At 61.8% G+C, this 17381-nt stretch carries 9 protein-coding genes; 6 read left to right on the plus strand and 3 right to left on the minus strand.

The window, feature by feature from the left end:
* Positions 1 to 11: 11 nt before the first annotated feature.
* The gene (locus STARVERO_RS23390; RefSeq protein WP_004434301.1) at positions 12 to 155 is read right to left on the minus strand and encodes a hypothetical protein; all 144 of its coding nucleotides are present in this window, start codon (positions 153 to 155) and stop codon (positions 12 to 14) included.
* A 128-nt stretch (positions 156 to 283) separates the two neighbouring features.
* Here STARVERO_RS23390 and STARVERO_RS14960 point away from each other — a divergent pair, with 128 nt between their 5' ends.
* From STARVERO_RS14960 to STARVERO_RS14985, 6 genes are read left to right on the plus strand one after another with little or no spacing between them, the layout of a single operon-like run.
* The gene (locus STARVERO_RS14960; protein ID WP_159599714.1) at positions 284 to 1168 is read left to right on the plus strand and encodes a BrxR family helix-turn-helix transcriptional regulator; all 885 of its coding nucleotides are present in this window, start codon (positions 284 to 286) and stop codon (positions 1166 to 1168) included.
* A gap of 22 nt (positions 1169 to 1190) precedes the next feature.
* On the plus strand, positions 1191 to 4694 hold the full coding sequence (locus STARVERO_RS14965) for a protein NO VEIN domain-containing protein (RefSeq protein WP_159599716.1): 3504 nt from the start codon (positions 1191 to 1193) through the stop codon (positions 4692 to 4694).
* A gap of 8 nt (positions 4695 to 4702) precedes the next feature.
* Positions 4703 to 5194 carry a hypothetical protein gene (locus STARVERO_RS14970; protein ID WP_159599718.1) on the plus strand — a complete coding sequence of 164 codons (492 nt, stop codon included), beginning with the start codon at positions 4703 to 4705 and terminating at the stop codon, positions 5192 to 5194.
* Positions 5191 to 9411 carry a sacsin N-terminal ATP-binding-like domain-containing protein gene (locus STARVERO_RS14975; RefSeq protein ID WP_159599720.1) on the plus strand — a complete coding sequence of 1407 codons (4221 nt, stop codon included), beginning with the start codon at positions 5191 to 5193 and terminating at the stop codon, positions 9409 to 9411. The genes STARVERO_RS14970 and STARVERO_RS14975 overlap by 4 nt, the downstream gene beginning before the upstream one ends.
* On the plus strand, positions 9395 to 12199 hold the full coding sequence (locus STARVERO_RS14980) for a DUF1156 domain-containing protein (protein ID WP_159599722.1): 2805 nt from the start codon (positions 9395 to 9397) through the stop codon (positions 12197 to 12199). The genes STARVERO_RS14975 and STARVERO_RS14980 overlap by 17 nt, the downstream gene beginning before the upstream one ends.
* 13 nt (positions 12200 to 12212) lie before the next feature.
* Positions 12213 to 15509, plus strand: a complete 3297-nt coding sequence (locus STARVERO_RS14985; protein WP_159599724.1) for a DUF499 domain-containing protein — start codon at positions 12213 to 12215, stop codon at positions 15507 to 15509.
* 68 nt (positions 15510 to 15577) lie between these two features.
* On the opposite strand, the gene STARVERO_RS14990 is transcribed toward STARVERO_RS14985, so the two are convergent.
* Positions 15578 to 15997: a thermonuclease family protein gene (locus tag STARVERO_RS14990; protein ID WP_159599726.1), complete on the minus strand. Its 420-nt coding sequence runs from the start codon at positions 15995 to 15997 to the stop codon at positions 15578 to 15580.
* A complete protein-coding gene (locus tag STARVERO_RS14995; RefSeq protein WP_159599728.1) occupies positions 15994 to 17247 on the minus strand; it encodes a tyrosine-type recombinase/integrase in 1254 nt (417 codons plus the stop codon). The genes STARVERO_RS14990 and STARVERO_RS14995 overlap by 4 nt, the downstream gene beginning before the upstream one ends.
* Positions 17248 to 17381 lie beyond the last annotated feature (134 nt).

Raw genomic sequence — 17381 nt, forward strand, 5'->3', positions numbered from 1 at the left:
CCTTTTCCGGACTACTTCTTGTTCGGACGCTGGGTCAGCGCCGAGGCTGCCGCGCTTTTCGCGGCCTTGCTGCTCTTAGGATCCCGCAAAACCTTCGATGCGGCGCTCGCCGCCTTCTTACTGGTCACTTCGCGGTTTGGACTACGCTTGGGCATTGCCGTTCCTCACGAATTTCGCGCTCATCACCATTGACGAGCGCGGCTGATGGGAATAATAGTTATACGGATCGCAGCGACATGTCCATATACTTTTTATTCGCATTGCGATTTGGAGGCGAAGTGCAATGTTGGAAGGCGCCACGGCGTTGAAATGGGGTGTGGAACGCCGGCTCGAATTCATCGAGTTCCGGCTGTTCTGGGAGGGCTCGATCAATCGGGCCGACCTCGTGGAGATATTCGGCGTGTCGGTTCCCCAAGCGTCTAAGGACCTGACGCTCTATCAGGAGCGGGCGCCTGGAAACATGGAGTATGACACTCGCGCCAAGCGCTATGTCGCCGCCGAGCAGTTCGTTCTCCGTTTTTTGGAGCCGGATCCCTATGTCTATCTCTCGCAGCTTCGCTCGGTTGCCGAAGGCGCTGTGCCGGCGCACGATTCGTGGATTTCGGCGCTTCCCAGCGCAGACGTCGCGCTGACCCCTCGGCGGGACATTGACATCAAGGTTCTGCGCAAGATTCTCGACGCCAGCCGCGAGGGCGTCTCCCTAGACATTTTCTATCAGTCGATGAACCAGGCGCGGCCGGATCCGATCTGGCGCCGGATCACGCCTCACGCCTTCGGCTATGACGGTTTCCGCTGGCACGCCCGGGCCTATTGCCACCTTGAGCACAAGTTCAAGGATTTCCTGTTGCCGCGTGTTCTAGAGGTTGGTGCGAAGGGCGAGCCGGGGGTGGCTGGTGAGCAGGACTGGCTCTGGAACAACTATTTCGATGTCATCATCGGGCCACATCCCGCGCTCACGGCTAGCCAGAAGAAGGTCGTGGCCAAGGATTACGGGCTCGATCACGGTAATGGCGTACTCACAGTCCGGTACGCGATGCTCTTCTATGTTCTGAAGCGTCTGGGGTTGCTTGGTGACGCGGCAAAACAGAGCGCCCATACCCAGCATATCGTGACAATAAACCGCAAGGAGACTGAAGCTGCGCTTGAGAGGGCGGAGTTTCAGCTATGAACGGACGGGGGAGCGCCGACTGATGGTGGCACGGCTTGAGGAGGTAAAGAACGGCGCATCCGTGCGGGGCGTGGCCTCGGCGCAGGCCGTGCATGTCGTTTCCGTCGACTGGATCGGTGATCAGGCGATCAGCGTTGTTTACCGTGATCACAATGGTACGGTAGCCGAGGCTATTCTTTACCGGGACGACGAACATCGCCTTGAGGTCGAGCAGAACGGGCGGCCCTGGTCGTTCGACGCCGATGGCGCGCTACTGCGCCTGGTGACAGAAGCTAACCGCATCAAGCTGGCGCATTATTTCGACCCGTATTTGGCGATCCATACGAGTTTGGTCGATCCGTTGCCGCACCAGATTTCTGCCGTCTATGGCGAGATGCTGCCGCGCCAGCCGCTGCGCTTCCTGCTTGCCGACGATCCCGGCGCCGGCAAGACGATCATGGCCGGGCTGCTGATGAAGGAACTGATCGCCCGCAGCGATCTCGAACGCTGCCTCGTCGTCGCGCCGGGCAGCTTGGTCGAGCAATGGCAGGACGAACTCGGCCAGAAGTTCAATCTCGAATTTGACATCCTCTCTCGCGACATGATCGAGAACTCGCGGTCGGGCAATCCGTTCAGCGACCGTGATCGGCTGATCGTCCGCCTCGACGTGCTGGCGCGCAACGAGGAGCTTCAGGAGAAGCTCATGAGCGCGCGAGAATGGGACCTGATCATCTGCGACGAAGCCCACCGCATGTCGGCCACCTATTTCGGCGGCGAGGTCAAATATACGCGGCGCTATCAGGTCGGCCAGAAGCTCGGACAGGTCTGCCGCCACCTGCTGTTGATGTCGGCGACGCCGCACAATGGCAAGGAAGAGGATTTCCAGCTCTTCATGGCGCTTCTCGACGGCGATCGGTTCGAGGGCCGTTTCCGCGATGGTGTCCACTATGCCGACACCGAAGACATGATGCGGCGGCTGACCAAGGAGGAACTGCTCAAGTTCGATGGCCGACCGCTGTTCCCCGAGCGGCGGGCACGCACCGTCAAATATCAGCTCTCAGAAGGGGAGGCCGCGCTCTACACCGCCGTCACCGAATATGTGCGCACCGAGATGAACCGTGTGCAGCGCTTCGCCGAGGGTGACGGGAAGAAGCGCAACAATGTCGGTTTCGCCTTGCAGATCCTACAGCGGCGTCTCGCCTCGTCGCCGGCCGCCATCTACCAGTCGCTCAAGCGCCGCCGGGAACGGCTGGAAAACGAGTTGGGCGAAGCGCGCCTGGCCGCCAAGGGGCGTCGGGCCGGCGCATCCGAACCGGCGATCAACGCCGACATGCTGCGGAACATCGAGGAGTATGGCCAGGAGGAGATTGACGAGCTTGAGGATCTGATCTCGACGGGCGCGACGACAGCCGAGACGGTCGAGCAGCTCGCCCTGGAAGTCGAGACTCTGAAGGGCTTGGAGACGATGGCGCTCGGCGTACTGCGATCCGGCGTTGATACGAAGTGGAGCCAACTCAATCGTATTCTCGACGACGATTTGATGGTCGATGCGGCCGGCAATCGCCGCAAGCTGATTATCTTCACCGAGCCCAAGGACACGCTGCACTACCTGCTCGACAAGGTGCGGGCGCGACTCGGCAACCCCGAGGCCGTGGATGTGATCCATGGAGGCGTGTCGCGCGAAGAGCGGCGAAAGGTCGTGGAGCGCTTCATGCAGGACAAGGACATGCTGGTCCTGATCGCAAACGATGCGGCGGGTGAAGGCGTGAACCTCCAGCGCGGCCACCTCATGGTCAATTACGACCTGCCGTGGAATCCCAACAAGATCGAGCAGCGGTTCGGCCGTATCCACCGCATCGGTCAGACCGAGGTTTGTCATCTTTGGAATCTCGTCGCGGCCGATACCCGCGAGGGTGAGGTTTACGCGCGGCTGCTGGAAAAGCTGGAAGCTGCGCGCGAGGCGCTGGGCGGTCGTGTCTATGACGTGCTCGGCGAATTGTTCGACGGCGTGGCCCTGAAGGACTTGCTGTTCGAGGCGATCCAGTATGGCGAGCAGGAGGACGTGAAAGCACGTCTTTTCCAGCAGGTCGACGGTGCGGTCGATCAGGCGCATCTGCTCGAATTGCTGCGCCGCCGCGCCCTGACCAACGACACCATGCCGGAGGCGAGGGTCGAGGAGCTGCGGCTGGAAATGGAGCGTGCTGAGGCGCTGCGCCTACAGCCGCACCACATTCAGAGCTTTTTTGTCGAGGCGTTCCAGCATCTGGGTGGCCGGATCAAACGTCGGGAGGAAGGGCGTTGGGAGATTGCGCATGTGCCGGTGCGCATCCGCGAGCGGGATCGCCAGATTGGGACCGGCGCGCCGCTCCAGACGCAGTATGAGCGAATCTGCTTCGAGAAGGACAAGATCAACCAGCAGCCGGTCGCCGCCTTTGTTTGCCCAGGGCATCCCCTGCTTGAAGCGGTGATCAGCCTGATCCGCGAGCAGTATGAGCAGATCATGCGGCAGGGCGCGATCCTGGTGGACGACACTGATGCCGGCGACGCGCTGTCGGCGATTTTCCTGCTGGAACACGCCGTCCAGGACGGTCGCGTTACCAGCGCCGGCAAGCCGCATGTGATTTCGCAGCGGCTTCAGTTCGCTGCCATCGACAAGGCCGGGAATATCGTCAACGCCGGCATCGCGCCGCATTTGAATCTTCGGCCCGCCAAGCCGGAAGAGGTCGCCAGCGTGCGTCACCTGCTCGAGGAGAGCTGGCTGACCACCGATCTGGAGAAGGCCGCGATCCGTTTTGCGACGGTCGAGTTGGCCCAGGGTCATGTCGCCGAGGTCAAGGCGCGGCGCCTGCCCGAGATCGAGAAGGTCGAGCAGGAGGTTCGCGCTCGGCTCAAGAAAGAGATCAATTACTGGGACTCGCGCGCCTTCGAGCTGAAGGAGGAGGAGCGCGCCGGCAAGAAGACGCGCGTGAACTGGCAGAACGCGCAACGCCGGGCCGAAGACCTGGCGGATCGGCAGAAGCGCCGCATGGACCAGCTTGAACGGGAACGGTTCATCTCATCGCAGCCGCCGCGCGTGCGCGGCGGCATGGTGGTCATTCCGCGGGGCCTGCTGGAAGCACGTCAGGCGCCAAGCGTCCCGGACCATTTCGCGGAAGACCCCGCTGCACGCCGGGAGATCGAGCTTGCGGCGATGGAAGCCGTCATGGCGGCCGAGCGGGCGCTGGGCAATGAGCCGGCGGACGTCTCCGCCCAGAAGATCGGCTACGACATCGCTTCGCACGATCCGAGGGCGGGGCATTTGCGCTTCATCGAGGTCAAGGGGCGTATCGACGGCGCCGACAGCGTGATGGTCACCCGGCAGGAGGTCATCACCTCGCTGCATGAACCGGACAAGTTCATTCTCGCCATCGTGCCGGTCGCCGCCGGTTCTGCCCATGCGCCGCGCTATGTGCGCGGCCCTCTGGTGGACCGGGAACCCTCGTTCCTCGAAACCGCGATCCAGTTTGACCTCCGACGCCTGCTAGAGCGGGCGCAAGAACCGGCATAGGGGGCTACATGACCGGCATTTCGGATTTTTCCATCCTGGCTCCCGTGCCATTGGAGCACCTGCAATCGGGGCGCACAATCGCCAGCGCCACGGGTTTTGTCGCTTTCGGATCGCGGAAGTGGGAGCTGTTTCGCAAGGTTGACGAACTGCGCGGCGGTGCGCGGGTGCCGGTCCTGATCTATCCGTCGCACGAGGATGTGGCTGCCAAGCTCAGTTTTGTCGTGTCCTGGCTTGGTTGGTATGTCGGTTGCGAAGAAAGCGGAAACGGCAAGCATTCAAAGGGAATGACGCATCGCCCGCCGACGACGGGCCAATATACGGGCGATAATCAGGGCCACTGGGCGGTGTTCTGGCATGTTTGTGATCTGCACGAGCTGCCTGCCGGGCAGCGGCTGCCGATCTCCGCCATCCAAACTATCAAGGGTGGTTGGCGTAAGACCGCGCCGCCGCGCGGCCCGGAATTGGTCGCCACGCCTTCGACGGTGGAGCTTTCGCTATGAGCGTAAGCCGCCAGATCGAAACCATTGCTGCCGATCCGCCCGACTATTTCCGGTCGATCCAGGAGCGCGCGACCAAGCGTTGGGACCAGCTTGAGGCGGACCCGGAACTGGCCGGCCCTTGGCACCAGCTCTTCAAGCAAGTGCAGAGCCCCAGGCACATTCTGTCCGAGTTGCTCCAGAACGCCGACGACGCCGGCGCCAGCGAAGCGCGGGTGTCGATCGAGGACGATCGCTTCGTGTTCGAGCACAATGGCGAGGACTTCATTGAGGCGCATTTCGCCTCGATCTGCCGCTTCGGCTATTCCAATAAGCGCGCCCTGCATACGATCGGCTTCCGCGGAATCGGATTCAAAAGCACGTTCAGCCTGGGCGATCGGGTTGAACTGTTCACGCCGACGCTGGCGGTGGCCTTCGAACGTGTGCGGTTCACTCAGCCGCATTGGATCGATAGCCGTCATCCGACAACGGGAACCACGCGCGTCGAAGTGGCGATCGCCAACCCACTGCTGCGCCGAGAAGTCGAGAAGAACCTCGACGAGTGGCTGAAGAGCCCGGTGTCATTGCTGTTCTTCAAGAAGATCCGCCGCCTTCAGATCGGCGACAGCGAGGTGCATTGGCAGAGCCTTGGGCCTGGCCCCATCGCCGAGAGCGAATGGATGGCTTTGGATGAAAAAGCGGAAGCCCCCTTCCTCCTCGTGCGGTCGGGCGAGGAATCCTTTCCGGCCGAGGCGCTCGACGAGATCCGCAAGGAGCGGATGCTGGGGGCAGAGGATGGCGGTGATTTCCCGCCCTGCCGGGTGGAGATCGTGCTGGGTGCAAAGGGTCGCCTCTATGTCGTGCTGCCGACCGGTGTCGAAACGCCGCTGCCTTTTGCCTGCAATGCGCCCTTCATCCAGGACCCGGCGCGTCTCAAAATCAAGGACCCGGAGACCTCGCCAACCAATCGCTGGCTGCTGAACCGCGCCGGCGAGTTAGCCGCCAGCGCCATGATGGAGTGGCTGGAGCAGACGAAGACTGGCCCCCAGGACCGTGCAGACGCCTATGGTCTGCTGCCGGACGTCGACCGTGAGTCGGCCTCGCTTGAGGGAGCGTGCGGCGCGATCGTCGAACTGGCGTTTGACGCGGCCATCGAAGGCAGACCGATCCTCCTGACCGAGGAGGGGAGACTGGTCGAGGCAAAGGCCGCGATCACCGTCCCGCGGCCTGTATTCGACATCTGGCCGGCTGACCAGGCGATGGCGTTGCTCGACGCCAAGTCCCGGCCGGCGCTTTGCCAACATGTCTCAGCCAAGAACCGGACCAAGCTCGTTCACTGGGGGCTGATCGAGGAGTTCTCGAAGTCAGATTTGCTTGAGCGTCTGCGCAGCAACCATCTGCCGAAACCAGCGACGTGGCGCCACCTTCTGAACCTGTGGATCTATATCGCGCCCGAGGTGACGGGATGGCAGTGCCATGATGCCGACGCCCTGCGGATCGTGCCTGTGCAGGGCAAGGAGGTGCTCTATGCGGCATCGGAGATCGTTCGGCTCGGCGAAAAGAAGTTGCTTCAGTCGGAAGAGGATTGGGAGTTCCTCGCCAGCCATCTTATCGTCCTCAATCAGAACTGGACCCGCTTCCTCGCCGATCAGCGCCGTGACAAGGCCGAGGGCGTAACCCGCAGCGATCCCGTCGAGGCGGCCTTCGCGGTGCTAGAGGAGATCGGCCTCGACGGGACGAGCGACGTCAACGCGGTGATCGAGCGGGTCGCCGCCGACTATTTCGGCTCCGGCCAACCGAAACTCGTCGAATGCGTCCAGCTTGCCCAGATCGCAGCCAAGCTCGGCGTCACGATCGGCGACTCTTTCCGATATGCCTGCGCCGATCGAACACTCCGAGGGATCGGCAAGGGGGTGTTGTTCGACGAGAATGGCGGGCTGGAGGAGCTGTTGCCGGAGGCCGCCCGAAAGACGCAGCTCCTGCACGGCGACTATGTCGCGAGCTTCAAGTCCTGCACGCGGGAGGATTGGCTGCGCTGGGTGTCGTCTGGCCGGTCAGGGCTTCAGACAATGGCGCCCCTGGTCCAGAAGCGGCAGAGCCTTTACGGGCGACAGCAGCTCACATCGGAGGTGCAGGCGCGCGGCGCCCGTAGCGCGCTCTATTATCCCTATGTCACCAACCAGTTCGTCGTTGAGGACTGGGATTTCCCTGCGGACTATTGGCGGCATTGGGAGGGGCTGGCGAAGACGGACGCGGGTATCTGGGCGAAGATCGTCGGCAAGATCCTGGATCAGCGCGACACTTATTGGTCGCGAGCCGTCAACGCGCGCTTTTCACAGGTGGCGACCACCGGGTCTACGCGATCGGTTTCATCGGAGCGCTTGCTGACCGACTGGCTGCTGAAGCTGCGAGCCAAACCCTGCCTTCCCGACACCCGCAACATGATCCAGCTACCGGCCGACTTGGTGCGCAGGACACCCGAGACGGAGGCGTTGATCGACGTCGAGCCCTTCGTGCATGGGCTGCTCGATCGCGAAACCACGCGCCCGCTGCTCGACTTTCTCGGCGTCCGAAGCACGCCGAGCGGTCCCGGGCGTTTGCTCGACCGGCTGCGTGCCCTGGCCAAATCCGACAGGGCTCCGGCCCATGAGGTTGAGAAATGGTATCGCCGCCTCGATCAGATGCTCGACGGATGCTCGACCGTTGATGCGCAAAACATCAAGAACGCCTTCAAAACCGAGAAGCTGATCCTCGCCCAGGACGGGACGTGGGTGACGTCCGGCGGCGTCTTCCTGGCGGGGGACGAGGAGGATGTTCCCGGCGCGGCAATCGTGCGCGCGTCGGTGCTCGATCTCAGCCTGTGGCACCGTGTCGGTGTCGCCGATCGCCCATCGGCGGACCTGGCGCTGCAATGGCTCGGGACGCTGGCCTCGGGGAAGGTGCTGTCGGCCGACGATGCTCGGCGCGTTCGCACTCTGCTGGTCCGTTACCCGACCCGCATCTGGGAGGAGTGCCGGCACTGGCTGAACCTCGTGGGCGAGTGGGCGCCGGTCGAGACGCTCGCCTATGGCCTGAGCATGCAGACCCTGTTCCGGTGGAGCCACCTGCACGAATGGGTCAAGCGCAAGACTGCCGATTTTCAACGCCTGTCGGGGGAGACCGTGCAGGCACTGCCTTTTTCGGCGTTGCCGGCGCTATCGGACCTTGTCGAGGAACGCTTCAATCAGCCGTCGCTGCTGGCTGGTATGGAAGATCGCCGCGCCTGGCTCACGGCGTTCGGAACGCAGCTCGGACGGATCGAACTTGCCGATGCCGCCGAGACCGTGCGTGTGCGGGCGCTGGCGGAAGCGATCGCGGCGACGAGCTGGGTCCAGACCCCCAGGCTGGAGGTCGTACCTTATCTTGATGGCGTCCCCGCGGGGACGGCGCGGCTCACCGACATCCTGTGGCTCGAGGGCAAGCTGTTTGTCAGTCCGCTGTCCAAGGCCAAGCTCGCAAAGCGGGTGCCGGAAGAGATCGGCAGGAACCTCAGCGCAGATATTCGCGCGGCGCTGGCCTATGCGTTCGAGCGCTCGCCGGAGGACATCAGGGAGTATCTCGAAGAGAATTTCACCCTCGGCCCTGAGCACATCGTCGTCGCACCGATGGTCCAGCCCGTGGCCGAACCCGACGATGACGATGGCATCGACGGGGTTGCCGAAGAGGCGCACAGCGATGGCGAGCCGGTCGCGGCGGAAGATCTCTACCCGGAGAAGGATGAGCCCGAAACGCAGCCCACAGTCACGCCATCGGCTGGGGAGCCAGATCGAGAGCTGATCGAAACGGAGGTGGCGACCAAGCCCCGGGCCGCACCGAAGCCGCCCCGTCCGAGCGTGATGGCGCGGTTTGCGTTAGCGCAAGGCTATAAGGCCGATGGCGAGGATCGCTTCTTCCATGCGGACGGAAGCTGGATCGGTCGTGGCAATGGCACGCGCTTTCCCTGGGAGCGCCGCTCGGCGGGCGGGGAGATTCTGCGGCACTACTATCCCAAAGACCATTGCCTGGAGCACGAACCGCTCCAGCTCGAAGCCGACGTCTGGGGCCTGCTGGACCAGAAGCCGGACCTCTATTCGTTCATTCTCATCAACCCGGAAGGTGGTCCTGTCGAAATGACGGGCGCCCGCCTGCGCGCTCTGCGCGACGGCGGCGAACTGACCATCCATCCCGCAACCTACAGGCTTGTTTATGACCTCGACGACTAACACCAAGAAGAAACTGATCGAGGTTGCGATTCCGCTCGAAGCGATCAACGCCGCGTCCGTGCGGGAAAAATCGATCCGGCACGGGCATCCGTCCACGCTGCATCTGTGGTGGGCACGACGGCCGTTGGCGGCCTGCCGGGCCGTCTTGTTCGCCCAACTTGTCGATGATCCGTCGAGCGACCTCGAAAAATTCCCCACGCATGAAGCGCAGGAGGCCGAGCGCAAGCGCCTGTTCGGCATCATCGAAGAATTGGTGAAGTGGGAGAATTCGACCAACGAGGAGGTGCTGGAACGCGCCCGCACCGAAATCCGCAAGAGCTGCGGTGGCGAGCTGCCGCCGGTCTATGACCCGTTCTCGGGCGGTGGGTCGATCCCGCTGGAGGCGCAGCGTCTCGGGCTGCCAGCCTATGGGTCAGATCTGAACCCGGTCGCGGTGATGATCGGTAAGGCGATGATCGAGATCCCGCCCAAGTTCAAGGACCAGGCGCCCATTCATCCGGGCGCCAGGAACCGGCAGTTCTATCGCAACGCCGAGGGTCTCGCTGAGGACGTCAAATACTATGGCGAATGGATGCGCGAAAGGGCGTGGGAACGCATCGGGCGCCTTTACCCGCAAGTGGATCTGTCGAAGGAATATGGGGGCGGAAAGGCGACGGTGATTGCCTGGATCTGGGCGCGCACTGTCCCCAGCCCCGATCCTGCCTTCTCCGGCGTTCAGGTTCCGATTGCGTCGAGCTTCCTGCTCAGCACGAAGCCCGGCAAGGAGGCGTGGGTCGAGCCCATCGTCGATAGGCAGGCGAAGACCATTGCCTACAGGATCAGGCATGGCGGCACGAAGGCCGAGATTGCTGCGGCGAAAGAGGGCACAAAGGCTGGCCGCGGCGCGAACTTCCGCTGCCTTATGTCGGATACAGCGATCACCCCCGACTATGTGAAAAGCAATGGGCGCGCTGGCAAAATGGGGCAGACGCTGATCGCTATAGTTGCCGAGGGCAATCGCAGCCGGGCCTATGTGCCGCCCACGGAGGCGCACGAAACGCTGGCTCTGTCGGCAAAGCCCGAGCGGAAACCGGAAACCAGCCTGCCGAACGATCCCCGCAATTTCTGGACCGTGGACTACGGCCTAACGACCTTCGGGGATCTGTTCACCGATCGCCAGTTGGTAGCTCTGAACACGTTCAGCGATCTCGTGCATGAAGCGCGAGCACAAATTGAGACTGATGCGCGGACCGCGGGCCTTTCGTCTGACCCAACTCCGCTGCGCGATGGCGGAAATGGTGCAAAGGCTTATGCCGAAGCGGTGAGTGTTTATCTGGCTTTTGGCGTCTCAAAAGCGACGGACTATCATTCATCGATAACTACATGGCACAGTAGCAGGGAGATCATTAGAAATACATTTGGGCGACAGTCTCTCCCGATGACTTGGGATTTTACAGAGGCGAACTTTTTCTCGGCATCTACGGGAAATTGGCTCAACTGCATCGAGTGGGGTGTGAAAACCTTAGATGCGCTGATGCCGCGAAATACTGGCTTGGAAATTCAGCATGACGCTCAATCAGTCTCGTATCCAGAACGGACTGTTATCTCCTCCGACCCTCCCTATTATGACAACATTGGGTATGCTGATCTTTCGGATTTTTTCTTCGCCTGGATGAAGCCCGCGCTGCGACCGATTTTCCCTGAAATTTTCGGGGTCCTTGCCACACCGAAAGCGGAAGAACTGGTCGCAACTCCGTATCGGCATGGAGGGAAGGATGCCGCAGAATCGTTCTTTCTTGATGGCATGAGTCGCGCGATTGCCAACATGGTCGCGCAATGTTCGGACCTGTTCCCTGCAACAATCTATTACGCCTTCAAGCAGAGCGAGGTTGCACAAGAAGGCATCAGCTCGACTGGCTGGGCAACTTTCCTGCAAGCTGTTGTCGAAGCTGGCTATGCTGTCGTCGGCACTTGGCCTCTGCGCACCGAAATGGCGAATCGCATGATCGCCTCTGGGACAAATGCTCTCGCCAACTCTGTCGTTCTCGTTTGCCGGAAGAAGGAAGCCACGGCCGAGAGTATTACTCGCGCAGAGTTTATCCGCGCCCTGAAACGCGAACTGCCCCCGGCGATCGCCGAACTTCAAGGCGCGAACATTGCCCCCGCCGATATGCCTCAATCCGCCATCGGCCCCGGTATGGGCGTGTTCTCGCGCTACAGAGCCGTGCTGGAATCCGACGACAGCCCGATGAGCGTGAAGACCGCACTCCAGCTCATCAATCGGGAACTCGATGAATATCTCGGCGGCATCCAGGGTGAGTTCGACGCGGACACGCGGTTCGCCATTACCTGGTTCGAGCAGAACGGGACCGGCAAGGGGGATTACGGTGTCGCCGACAACCTTGCCCGTGCGCGCGGTATTTCTGTCGATAGCGTCAAGCATGCCGGGATCGTCGAGAGCGCTGCCGGAAAAGTCCGTATACTCTCGCGTGATGAACTCGACGAGGATTGGGACCCGGAAGAAGACCGCCACCTGACGGTGTGGGAGTGCCTTCAGCACCTCGTCCGACAGCATGAGAAGGACGGCATCTCCCGCGACACCGCCGTCCTTTTGAAGAAGATCATCACCCAGGCCGAGGCGGTGAAGGATCTCGCCTACTGCCTCTACGACATCAGCGCCAACAAGCGGAGGGATGCGAAGGAGGCCACGGCCTACAACGCCCTGATCGCCGATTGGACCGAGCTGACAAAGGCCGCGGCGGCCATCCACGACACAAGCGGCGATCGTCAGATCCGGCTGGATATTTAAGGGGGAACGGAACGTGGCAAAAAGCACGCGCCAATATGTGTTTGAAGGGATGGAACTGCTGCCGGCGGCGCTGATTCCCTTCGTCGAAAAGAGACTGGAAACCTCCCTCAAGGGACACTGGCAAGTCCAGGTTCTGGAGAAGCTGCCGAGCCTACGCCCCAACAGCAATGGCGAAGTTGGTTGGGATCAGGCCGCGCTGTTCAATGCGATGGATCGCTTCTGGAGCGAGGCGTTCAAGGCCGTTCTCGGCCGTGCCGAGCGGTCGCTGGTCAACGAGTTGGGAGACGTCCGCAACAAGCTCTCACACAACGAGACCTTCACCTATGACGACGCCGAGCGGGCGCTCGATTCCATGCGTCGGTTGATGGAGGCGATCAGCGCCGGCGAGACGGCCGAGCAGCTCGGCAAGATGCGCGACACCATCCTGCGCACGAAGTTCACCGAGTTGGCGCGTAATGAAGAGCGACGGAAAACCCAGCGACTCGAAATCTCGGTCGAGACCGTGGCCGGCCTGTTGCCGTGGCGGGAGGTGGTCGAGCCCCACCAGGATGTCGCCACCGGCGAGTTCCAGCAGGCGGAGTTCGCGGCCGACCTCGCCAAGGTTCATTCCGGCAGCGCGCCGCCGGAATACCGTGATCCGCGCCAGTTTTTCAGCCGCACCTATCTGACCGAGGGCTTGAGCGCGCTGCTGATCGGCGCCGCGAAGCGGCTGTCCGGCAGCGGCGGCGATCCCGTCGTCGAACTGCAAACCAATTTCGGTGGCGGCAAGACGCACTCGATGCTCGCCCTATACCACATGGCGGGGCCGACGCCGGTGCAGGACCTGTCAGGCCTGGATCAGTTGCTCGACAAGCTCGGCCTAAGCGTGCCGAAGGGCATCAATCGGGCGGTGCTCGTTGGCACGTCGCGGGGGCCGCAGGACGTGTTGAATGCCGACGGAGGCCAGAAAGTCCGCACGACCTGGGGCGAACTGGCCTGGCAGCTCGGTGGCGCCGACGCCTTCGCCATGGTGGCCGAGAATGACGCCAGCGGCATTGCGCCAGGCTCGAACTTGCTGGAGGCGCTCTTCAAGAAGTACGCACCGTGTCTGATCCTGATCGACGAATGGGTCGCGTACCTGCGGCAAATCTACAAGGTCGAGGGGCTACCTTCGGGATCGTTCGACGCGAACCTGTCCTTTGTCCAGTCGCTGACCGAGGCGGTCAAGGCCAGTCCCGGCACGTTGCTGGTCGCCTCCCTGCCAGCCTCGCAGATCGAGGTGGGCGGCGAAGGTGGTCAGGAGGCGCTGGCCCGTCTCAAGCAGACGTTCAGCCGCGTGGAATCGTCGTGGCGACCGGCGAGCCAGGAAGAGAGCTATGAGATCGTCCGGCGGCGGCTGTTCAAGGACATCCCCGGCGACAAATTCCATCACCGTGACAACACGCTGAAGCAGTTCGCCAAGCTCTATCGGGAGAACGCCAACGATTTCCCACAGGGCTGCGCGGATGAGGACTATCGCCGTAAGCTGGAGAAGGCCTATCCGATCCATCCCGAACTGTTCGACCAGCTCTATACGAGCTGGGGGTCGCTCGAAAAATTCCAGCGCACGCGCGGCGTACTGCGCTTGATGGCGCAGGCCATTCACGAGCTTTGGATGAACGCCGACCCGTCGGTGATGATCATGCCGGGAAGCGTGGCCGTGAGTTCGCCGCGCGTGGAGCCGGAATTGCTCCACTATCTCGACGTGAGCTGGCAGTCGATCATCGCCGGTGACGTCGATGGCACTGCGTCCACGCCTTACAAGGTCGATCAGTCGGCGCCGAACCTGAACCGCTATTCGGCGACTCGTCGCGTCGCCCGCGCGATCTTCATGGGAACCGCGCCCACCGCCCAGCAGCAGAACACTGGCCTCGACGACAAACAGATCAACCTCGGCGTCGTGCAGCCCGGCGAGCGCGCGGCGATCTTCGGAGATGCGCTGCGCCGGCTGACCAACCAAGCCAAGTTCATGCATGCCGATCTTGGCCGGTACTGGTATTCGATGTCGGCGAGCCTCAACCGCATCGCGGCGGACAAGGCTGCGCAGATCGAGGCGGCCTTGGTCGACGTGACGATTGACACCCAACTCGGAAAATATGTGAACGGTCTTGCGGATCGCGGGCATTTCGATGCCGTGCAGGTGGCGCCCGCCTCATCGGCGGAAGTCCCCGATGAGGCGGGCGGTGTGCGCGCCGTCGTGCTGGGCGTCAAACATTCGCATAACGGGCGCGATGGCTCGGATGCGCTGGTCGAGGCGAAAGACATCCTCATGCAACGCGGAAGCACGCCACGTGTCTATCGTAACATGCTGGTGTTCATCGCCGCGGAAACCCGCCAGCTAGATCATCTGAAAGACGCCGTTCGTGCTTCTTTGGCTTGGGGCGAGATCGTCCGCGATACGGAGCGGCTCAACCTCACCCAGAGCGACAGCGCGCTTGCCAAAGCCAAGCTTGCCGAGGCGAACGAAACAATGAAGACGCGCTTGAAAGAGGCGTGGTGCTATCTGCACTACCCGGTTCAGGAGAGCGCCCAGGCCGATTGGGAGTGGCAGTCTGGCAAGATCCCCGCTCAGGACGGACTGCTGGCGCGGGCGAGCAAGAAGCTGGCGGCTGAAGAAGGTTTGCTCGTCGAACTGGGGCCGTCGCGCCTCGATCGCGATCTGCAGAAATACATCTGGAACGACAAGCCTCACCTGTCGCTGAAGGATCTGCGGGAATATCTCAATCGGTACATCTATCTGCCTCGCCTGCGGGGCCAGGATGTCCTCGTCAAGGCGGTCCAGTCGGCTGTCAGCGGCATGTTGCCCGGTCCGTTCGCTTATGCTGAGCGATGGGACGAGAAGTCGGACACCTATCTGGGACTGGCGATCGAACGCGCGGTAAACGCTGTAGTCGTGATCGACAGCGACAGCATCATTGTGAAACCGGCTGTGGCAGAGGCCCATCGTCCTGTGCCCACCCCGTCCGTTCCGGGCGACACGCCCACGGGGCCTGGTGACGGCGCGAAACCCACCGGCAGTTCGCCAGAGAGCGATAGACCGGCTGCACCGCCAGTAGAAAGAAAACCAACGCGGTTCACCGGCGCGGTGATGATCTCGCCGGAAAGACCTGCGAGGGACATCCATCAGATTGTTGAAGCCATCGTCGAACAGTTGACAACGCTACCCGGCAGCGAGGTGAAACTTCGACTGGAAATCGATGCGGAGGTCCCCTCGGGTCTCGATCGCGCGAAGGTGCGCACCCTTATCGAGAACGCAAACACCCTCGGATTTACGGAAAAGTCTGTGGAGTAAGAAGGGAACGGCGTTTTCTGAGAGCTAGGCCATTCGCTACCGTCGGTCCAAGATTGCGAGGACCGCCTTCAATGGCCCCCCTCGGCAACGCCAGCGGCTCGCATAGCGTCTCCCAATGAACGTCCGTCGATCTGGCAGCGGGCGATCACGCGATCAAAGGAGATAACACGTCCGCTACGTCCGCGTTCGGTCCTGCATAGGACGGATCGGCCAAAAGCGATCTTGGTAAGTGTTTGTTTCGCTGCTTCACCTGCGGGATCATGCAATTCCGGTGCGTTGAAGTCAGCGAGACGAACCTCGATCCATTCTTCTGGTCTATCGGTTCGCCCGACGCACAGGCTGTCGCCATCGCCCACGTATCGTATGGTGCCGGTGAAGGTTGCACCGAGTTGTTTGGGGAGAGGGCCGTCACAGGGATCCGCCGCGGCTGGGGCTGCGAAACCAAACAACACAAAAATCGCGGCGGCAAGGAGTGAGCACTTGTTCATGCCGCTTTCCTTAGAGTGCGATTGCCCCGCTTCTTAGCTAAAAGTGCGCGGACGAATTTGTCCCATTTGGCCATGGCGGCTCGCTTCTCGGGCATATAGTTCCAGCGGTCATAGCTCTTTGAGCTGACGTCCTGAAGCGTGTGATTTTGGAGGCGATCGCGGATTTCCTTAGAGAGTCCTGCTTTGCCAGCCAGCGTCTTCCAGGTCCTGCGCAGATCCCGATTGGTGACATATGGAATCACCTCACGGTCGCGCTGTCGCCACATGAAGGAATAGAGCGTGCCATGGCTGACAGGCTTCGAAGGGTCCTTGGCTGACGGAAAAAACCAGCCGTGAGCGTTGGGTGTGATGGACTCGAGCAACTCGGCGGCGGCGCTGGGTACTGGGATGGCATGGGGCTTGCCATTCTTTGTCTTGGACCAGTCGATTATGCGCTCTTTGGCATCCCACTGATCGATGTGCAGCCGAGCGATCTCCTCTACGCGCTGTCCGGTCAACATGAGAATGCGGACAGCCCTGGTGTAGGGCGGATGGACAGGTGTGTCGGGGCATTCGAGCCACCGATAGAGACGCAGGAATTCTTCCTCATCCAACCAGCGCGTCCCAACCTTCTTGGGTTCCGTCGGAATGCCGGCCGCAGGGTTGTAGACGAGGCGGAAGCGTCGAGAAGAAGACGATCGATAGTCGTGCTCTGATTTCAGGCCCCAGCTAAAGGCAGAACGGATATAGCTACGGACGTGGTCGGCCATCGACCGCTTTCCGCGCTCGTAAATGGGGCGGATTACATCGGTAATTTCCGCGGGCTCAATGTCCCGCGCTGGGCGGTTGCGTCCGAGTGTGTCCGCGACTTTGTTCAACCCCTTTTCGGCTTCCTTCCAGGAAGGCTTCCCTGCGTCCTTGAGATAGGCGACATAGGCTTCGAAGAGGTCCGCGACCGTGCCAGGTCGGGTGTCGCCAGCGATCTTGATGCTCCGACCTTTCTGGATCATATCGGCAAAATCGCGCTGAAAGACCTCTCGCGCCTTCGCGAGTGGCATCGCGGGATACGACCCGAGCTTCTTCTTGATCCGCTTTTGGTCCCGCCACTGCTGAGCCATCCAGTCCGCTGTCACACGTGTTGGCATTGGCTTCATCACCAAAACCAGGCGGCCGGTCCCGTGTCCCTCGCCATCGACGAGGGTAAGCTGCTTGCCGGTCTGCTCTACCTGTTTAAGGGCGCGGCGAATTTCTCCATCTGTAAGGCTTGGCACTGGGGTCTCCCGTCGGCTTCCAAGTGGGGTCGCCAGACGGTTTTGTGGGGTCGGCGACTGGGGTCAAAAAGGGCGTCGACCCCCTTAAAACCGACCCCAATATGCCACGATATCCCGCAGTACGACAAGCAAAA

The organism is Starkeya nomas (assembly GCF_902703545.1).
Taxonomy (GTDB): Bacteria; Pseudomonadota; Alphaproteobacteria; order Rhizobiales; family Xanthobacteraceae; genus Ancylobacter; species Ancylobacter moscoviensis.

Coding starts and splice junctions, on each gene's coding strand:
- STARVERO_RS14975 (WP_159599720.1), top strand. CDS start 5,191: ATGAGCGTAAGCCGCCAGATCGAAACCATTGCTGCCGATCCGCCCGAC.
- STARVERO_RS23390 (WP_004434301.1), bottom strand. CDS start 155: ATGCCCAAGCGTAGTCCAAACCGCGAAGTGACCAGTAAGAAGGCGGCG.
- STARVERO_RS14980 (WP_159599722.1), top strand. CDS start 9,395: ATGACCTCGACGACTAACACCAAGAAGAAACTGATCGAGGTTGCGATT.
- STARVERO_RS14960 (WP_159599714.1), top strand. CDS start 284: ATGTTGGAAGGCGCCACGGCGTTGAAATGGGGTGTGGAACGCCGGCTC.
- STARVERO_RS14990 (WP_159599726.1), bottom strand. CDS start 15,997: ATGAACAAGTGCTCACTCCTTGCCGCCGCGATTTTTGTGTTGTTTGGT.
- STARVERO_RS14970 (WP_159599718.1), top strand. CDS start 4,703: ATGACCGGCATTTCGGATTTTTCCATCCTGGCTCCCGTGCCATTGGAG.
- STARVERO_RS14965 (WP_159599716.1), top strand. CDS start 1,191: ATGGTGGCACGGCTTGAGGAGGTAAAGAACGGCGCATCCGTGCGGGGC.